The organism is uncultured Campylobacter sp. (assembly GCF_938045205.1).
In the GTDB taxonomy this organism is placed as follows: Bacteria; Campylobacterota; Campylobacteria; order Campylobacterales; family Campylobacteraceae; genus Campylobacter_B.
Genome location: NZ_CALIMY010000002.1, coordinates 1 through 5,841, shown reverse-complemented (window position 1 = coordinate 5,841; position 5,841 = coordinate 1). Strand labels below are relative to the sequence as shown.

6 protein-coding genes and 1 pseudogene are annotated in these 5,841 nt (G+C 48.9%); 5 read left to right on the top strand and 2 right to left on the bottom strand.

Annotation, left to right across the window (positions count from 1 at the left end):
- Nucleotides 1-111: 111 nt before the first annotated feature.
- Nucleotides 112-534 (bottom strand): annotated as a pseudogene (tatB, locus tag Q0198_RS00075) (Sec-independent protein translocase protein TatB); the annotation flags it as partial.
- A 57-nt stretch (nucleotides 535-591) separates the two neighbouring features.
- Nucleotides 592-1,665 (bottom strand): radical SAM family heme chaperone HemW, encoded by a 1,074-nt coding sequence (hemW, locus tag Q0198_RS00070; RefSeq protein ID WP_297893570.1) that lies wholly within the window; start codon nucleotides 1,663-1,665, stop codon nucleotides 592-594.
- A 136-nt stretch (nucleotides 1,666-1,801) separates the two neighbouring features.
- Between hemW and Q0198_RS00065 the strand changes: the two genes are divergently transcribed.
- Genes Q0198_RS00065 through folP form a run of 5 tightly spaced genes read left to right on the top strand, consistent with a single transcriptional unit; the run spans nucleotide 1,802 to nucleotide 5,760 of the window.
- Complete coding sequence (locus tag Q0198_RS00065; protein ID WP_005873256.1) at nucleotides 1,802-2,272, top strand: RNA pyrophosphohydrolase; 471 nt, start codon at nucleotides 1,802-1,804, stop codon at nucleotides 2,270-2,272.
- Nucleotides 2,272-3,477, top strand: coding sequence for an aspartate kinase (locus tag Q0198_RS00060; RefSeq protein WP_005873255.1), 1,206 nt, complete (start codon nucleotides 2,272-2,274; stop codon nucleotides 3,475-3,477). The genes Q0198_RS00065 and Q0198_RS00060 overlap by 1 nt, the downstream gene beginning before the upstream one ends.
- Nucleotides 3,477-4,010: a HobA family DNA replication regulator gene (locus Q0198_RS00055; protein WP_005873254.1), complete on the top strand. Its 534-nt coding sequence runs from the start codon at nucleotides 3,477-3,479 to the stop codon at nucleotides 4,008-4,010. Before Q0198_RS00060 ends, Q0198_RS00055 begins: the two co-directional genes overlap by 1 nt.
- Complete coding sequence (locus Q0198_RS00050; RefSeq protein ID WP_297893566.1) at nucleotides 4,007-4,627, top strand: DNA polymerase III subunit delta'; 621 nt, start codon at nucleotides 4,007-4,009, stop codon at nucleotides 4,625-4,627. Before Q0198_RS00055 ends, Q0198_RS00050 begins: the two co-directional genes overlap by 4 nt.
- The gene (folP, locus tag Q0198_RS00045; protein ID WP_297893563.1) at nucleotides 4,624-5,760 is read left to right on the top strand and encodes a dihydropteroate synthase; all 1,137 of its coding nucleotides are present in this window, start codon (nucleotides 4,624-4,626) and stop codon (nucleotides 5,758-5,760) included. Before Q0198_RS00050 ends, folP begins: the two co-directional genes overlap by 4 nt.
- The last annotated feature ends 81 nt before the right edge of the window (nucleotides 5,761-5,841 follow it).

Below are 5,841 nucleotides of genomic sequence, written 5' to 3'. Positions count from 1 at the left end.
ATTTTTGCTTTTGTCTCCGGCTCCGGAATTCATTGCACCGAGGGCGGAGCCTTGCATAGAGTTTGCGGCGCCAGCGGAGCTTTGCGCGGAATTTTCTCCGCCCGAATTTGCCTTTAAATTTACCGTCTCGCTCTGTTTTTGCGCCGAGACTTCCGCGGAATTTAGCGTATCTTTGGCGGCATCCGAGCTAAGCGTTTCTTTAAACGAGCTTTCCGCGTCTTTTAGCCCCGTATTTAGCGTCTCTTTGACCGAGTCTATGCCGCCTTTTATCTCGTCAAGCTCCTCAAACGTGAGCTTTTTGCGCACGCCCTCGCTTGCTTGCGTGATACTCTCTTTATATTTTTTGGCGTCCTCTTTGAGCTCGGCGATGCGAAGCTCTTGATCGAAGCTCGATTTTGCGTCGTTGATGGTTTTTTTGATAACTTTGAAGTATTTCGCGAGCTCGACTAGTACTTTTGGAAGCTTTTCGGGCCCCAGCACGATTATCGCGATGATTAAAATGACCGTAATTTCAGGCATACTGATACCAAACATAAAATTTCCTAACGTAAAAAGTGGCGTATTGTAACTAAAATTTCATTAATCTTAAATTTAGCGCCCGCTTTGGCTGCTTTGCGTGATAAAAAGCGCAATCTCGTCGGCGAGCAAAAAGTTAGGATTATAAAATTTACCCTCGCCGAATTTCAGCTTTTTTGCCCGCACGAGCAGCTGCGCGTTACTTAGCTCCGCGGCGTTTAAAATTTGCGCGTCCACGCCCAAAATACAGCGCAGCCCGAGAAATATGCGCTCAAGCTTTTTATCCTGCGCGCTTAGAACTTCGCACTGTTTTTGCAGCGGATCTGCAATGTAATCTCGCAAATTTTTAGGCGAGCTAAGGCGTACCTGAGCGCTAGTTCCGACCGCAAATGCTCCAAATCCCGCGTAATCCTCGCCGCGCCAGTAGGCGAGATTGTGCTTACAGCGCAGTCCGCGCGCGGCAAAATTTGAAATTTCATATTGGCTAAAGCCGTTATCCGCCGCAAGGGCAAAGAGAAATTTAGCTAGAGCTGCGCTTTCTCTTTTAAAGCTTTCGCGCCCAAAAAACGGCGTGTTTTCCTCAAGGCTTAGCGCATAGGCGCTTAGATGCGGCACTTCGCAGCGCGCAAGCTCATCCATTTCAAATTTTAAATTCCTTTTATCGTCAAATTTGCTCGCGTAGATTAGATCCAAATTTATATTATCAAAGCCAGCTGCTTTGGCATTTTGCACCGCCATAAAAATCTGCGTCGCACTGTGCGCGCGACCAAGGAATTTTAGCTTGGCGTCGTTGAAGCTCTGCGCGCCGAAGCTGATGCGATTTACGCCGAGCTTTCGCATCGCCCTAAGCCAAGCGGGGCTAGCGGAGTTCGGATTAGCTTCAGAACTGATTTCGGCTTTGGCGGCAAAACGCGGCGCGAGCAGCGCAAAAATTTCGTCGTAAAGCCCCGCATCCACGGCACTTGGCGTGCCTCCGCCGATAAAAAGCGTCGAAATTTTTGCTTGCGGATTTTTCGCCAAAAAGTCGCGCACCTCAAGCTCTAGCGCGCGAAAGTAGCTTTTTACGAGGCTAAACTTATCGCTAAAAGAGCCAAAGGCGCAATACGGGCATTTGGAGGTGCAAAACGGCACGTGGATGTAGATGTGCAAGGGCGGTCCTATGGGCTAAATTTACGTCGCAAAATTTAGCGAATTAATTTGAAAATTTATATAAATTTTAAGCCTCTTAACGCAAATTTTAATATTTTTAGGTAGAATTTTGAGAAATTTTTTGTGAGAAAACGAGATGGAAAAAGAGAAAAATTACAGACCAAATGTCGCTGCAATCGTACTTTCGCCCTCGTATCCGTTTAATTGCGAAATTTTAATCGCGCAACGAAGCGACATCAAAGGCGCTTGGCAGTTTCCTCAAGGCGGTATCGATGATGGTGAGACGCCTAAGATGGCGATTCGCAGAGAGCTAGGCGAGGAGATCGGAACAAGCAAAGTCGATATCATTGCTGAGTGCCCGAAGTGGCTTAGCTACGACTTTCCCGATGGGGTAGCTCAAAAGATGCGCCCATACGACGGGCAAATTCAAAGGTATTTTTTGGTGAGATTGCGAAGCTTAGCCGATATAAACATCAATACTAAACTTCCAGAGTTCGACGCATTTAAATTCGTAGGCGCGAATGAGGTTTTAAGGCACGTAAATCACTTCAAAAAGCCGATTTACGCGACGGTTTTAAAATATTTTAAGGAGGAGGGCTACATTTAATGCTGATCGTTCAAAAATACGGCGGTACGAGCGTCGGTACGCTAGAGCGGATCGAGGCGGTCGCGCAGCGCGTGATAAAGACTAAAAACGAAGGACACGATGTCGCGGTAATCGTCTCTGCGATGAGCGGCGTTACCAATCAGCTCATCGAGCAGGCGGAATTTTTTACTAAAACTCCCATAGGCAGAGAGATGGATGTGCTGTTAAGCTCGGGCGAGCGCGTCACGAGCGCACTTTTAGCTATCGCGCTAAATGCTAAGGGCTATGCTGCGATCGCGTTTAGCGGGCGAGGCGCAGGCATCGTGACGGATAATTTTCACACAAAAGCACGCATCGTCTCGATCGATCCAAAAAGCATGCAAGAGGCGTTAAAGCAGGGCAAAATCGTCGTCGTCGCGGGCTTTCAGGGTATCAGCACCGCAGGCGAAGTAACTACGCTCGGGCGAGGCGGGAGCGATCTTAGCGCAGTCGCCGTCGCAGGAGCGCTGAATGCCGATCTGTGTGAAATTTACACCGACGTGGACGGCGTTTATACGACCGATCCGCGCATCGAGCCAAAGGCTAAGAAGCTTGATCGCATCAGTTACGACGAGATGCTTGAGCTTGCGAGCTTGGGAGCGAAGGTTTTGCAAAATCGAAGTGTCGAGCTTGCGAAGAAATTAAACGTAAATTTGGTGACGCGAAGCAGTTTTAACGATCATGAAGGAACACTCATAACAGGAGAAGAAAAGATGGAAGATGCGGTAATTAGCGGCATTGCACTGGATAAAAATCAAGCAAGAATCACGATTAGAAACGTAGAGGATCGCCCCGGCGTCGCGGCTGAAATTTTCTCCGCGCTTGCGAGCAAGGAGATCAACGTCGATATGATCGTGCAAAATATCGGACGAAACGGCGAGACTAATTTGGGCTTTACCGTGCCGCAAAACGAGCTGGAAACGGCCTATAGGGTAATGAAAGAAGTAAATCCAAATCCGAATTCCATTATCGAATCAGACGCCGACATCGTAAAGGTTTCTTTAGTCGGCGTAGGTATGAAAAGCCACAGCGGCATAGCCAGCAAGGCGTTTAAGACGCTTGCGGACGAAGGGATAAATATCCAGATGATCTCCACGAGCGAGATTAAAATTTCGATGATCGTAGAGGCCAAATACGGCGAGCTCGCCGTGCGCGCGCTGCATAAAGCCTACGATTTGGATAAATAATGCAGGATCTGCACACTTGGAGCGTTACGGCGATGCGCTCCGAGCCCGGACTTGAGTGGCTCGAGGATCGCAAGGAGGACTGGACGCCGCTTTTAGCATCAAAGCTAAAATTCCTCCACGACGGCTTTGCTTTCATCGTCATCTGCGACGATGAGCGAAGCTGGTTTAGCGAATATATCATCAAAAAGATCAACTCCTCTACCAACTCTCGCCCGCTGCTGCCGTTTTTTTCGCTGCGATCACTCTACCGCGGCGGCGTAAATAGCCTGGAGGACGCGCTGCTGCTAAACGATATGCTAAGCCTCGCGTTTGCCAACGGCTTTATATATTTTTACATCGGCAACGGCAACCATCCGCTAGCCAAAATCGCCAAAAGCCACGAGGACAGCTATCTGTGGCTCATTGACGAGAGGCTGCAAAACAGCTTCTACATGAGTGAGAGCGATCCGAGCTTGGATCTCAAACTGATCCAGCTTTTTAAAATTTTAGACAAAAGCATCGACGCCGTGCTTTTTGACGAAGTGGTGCTTTGAAAATCATAAATCAGATCGTTTTAACAAACGATTATGAGGGCTTTAAAGATAAAATTTTAGCCGAAATTCCGCGCAAAAATTTAAGGTTTTTTGAAAGCACTGAGCTTAAGATCGACGAGGCGCGAAAGATCATTGACGAAGCCTATGTCGCCGAGCGCGAGGATAAGATCATCGTCATCGCCGCTACAAAATTCGGTGAGGAGGCGCAAAACGCCCTACTTAAAATTTTAGAGGAGCCGCCTAAAAATACGGTGTTTTTCCTGATCACTCCTTTCATCAACGCTCTGCTGCCTACCATCCGCTCGCGCCTCGTGGTGCAAAATCTCTGCGTGCGAAAGCCAAGATACCGCACTGGGCTAAATTTAGCCAGACTAAGCCTAAAGGAGGCGGTGGAGTTTATCGATGCACAGATTGCGCTGGAGCGCAAGGGCGAGCTGGATAAGACGGCGCTAAAAGCACTCATCGGCGAGATAGCGCTAGAGTGTTTCGAGGCGGGCGTTAGGCTAAGCGGCGATGAATTGCAGCGCATTGACCGCCTAAGCTACCTCGCTGAGCACAACGCCAAAGCCCAGGCCGTGCTTACTCCGCTACTGTTGATGATCGAGGAGAAAAGATGAAAATTTATAAAATTTCAAACGATGCCGACTTTGCGCTGATTTGCGAGCGTATCGGCGTGCGAAATGCGGGGCGGGCGATAATGCAGAAAAAATCGCGGCTAAACTTTTTCTATCTAAAAGATCTGCGTGCGCCCGCGGCAAATATTTTAAAGCAAGACGCCCTTAGTATCGGCGCCGAGCTTGCGTGCAACGAAGAAGTGATCCTAGGGCGCGACGATACGGACGCGGTTTTGATCGCAAATGACCGCCAGATCGAGGCTTTGGCGCAAAAGGAAGCGCTGCAGGATTTCGGGCTAAAAGAGGTCGCGAAATTTCTAAGCGAGAAATTTGCTAGGCCGCAAAGCTGCGAAATAATGGGCGTAGTAAACATCAACTCCGATAGCTTCAACCCCGCAAGCCGCGCGGCAAACCTAAAAGAGGCGATCTGCAAGATCGAAAATATGATCGAGCAAGGCGCCGCCATTATCGACATCGGCGGCGTGAGCTCGCGCCCGGGCAGCCAGTACTGCGGCAGAGATGAGGAGTTTGCGCGCATAAAGGATGTCGTGAGCGAAATTTACCGCCTGCGTCTACACGAAAGGGCTAAATTTAGCCTCGATAGCTTCGATGAGTATTGTTTGGAATTTGCGCTAGATCGGGGCTTTAGTATCATCAACGATATCAGCGCAAATCTCGCTCTCGCACCGCTTGCGCTTCGCTACGACGCCGCTTACGTGCTGATGCACATGCAGGGAAAGCCGCAAAATATGCAGCTTGCACCAAAATATGACGATCTGATGGGCGAGATCGATGAGTTTTTTGCGCAGAATTTGCAGCGGCTGCGAAGCGAGGGACTTAAAAAGATCATCCTTGACGTGGGCATCGGCTTTGGCAAGACCGCCGAGCAAAATTTGGTGCTGATTAAAAATTTGCAGCATTTCTTACACTTCGGCTGCCCGCTGCTCGTGGGCGCGAGCAGAAAGAGCGTTATCGATTTTTACAGCCCCTCTGTGGTCGCGGATAGGCTCGCAGGCTCGCTGTATCTGCACCAAATCGCCGCTTTAAACGGCGCTGCGATCATCCGCACGCACGATGTATTCGAACACGCTCAAATGCTAAATCTAATGCGCGCGATGGATCGGATTCTGCTATAGTAAAATTTCAAAAAACTTATCGGAATTCTGTGGAATTTTCTTGAAATTTCATGGCTTGGCAAGATTTTTATAAAACCCGCT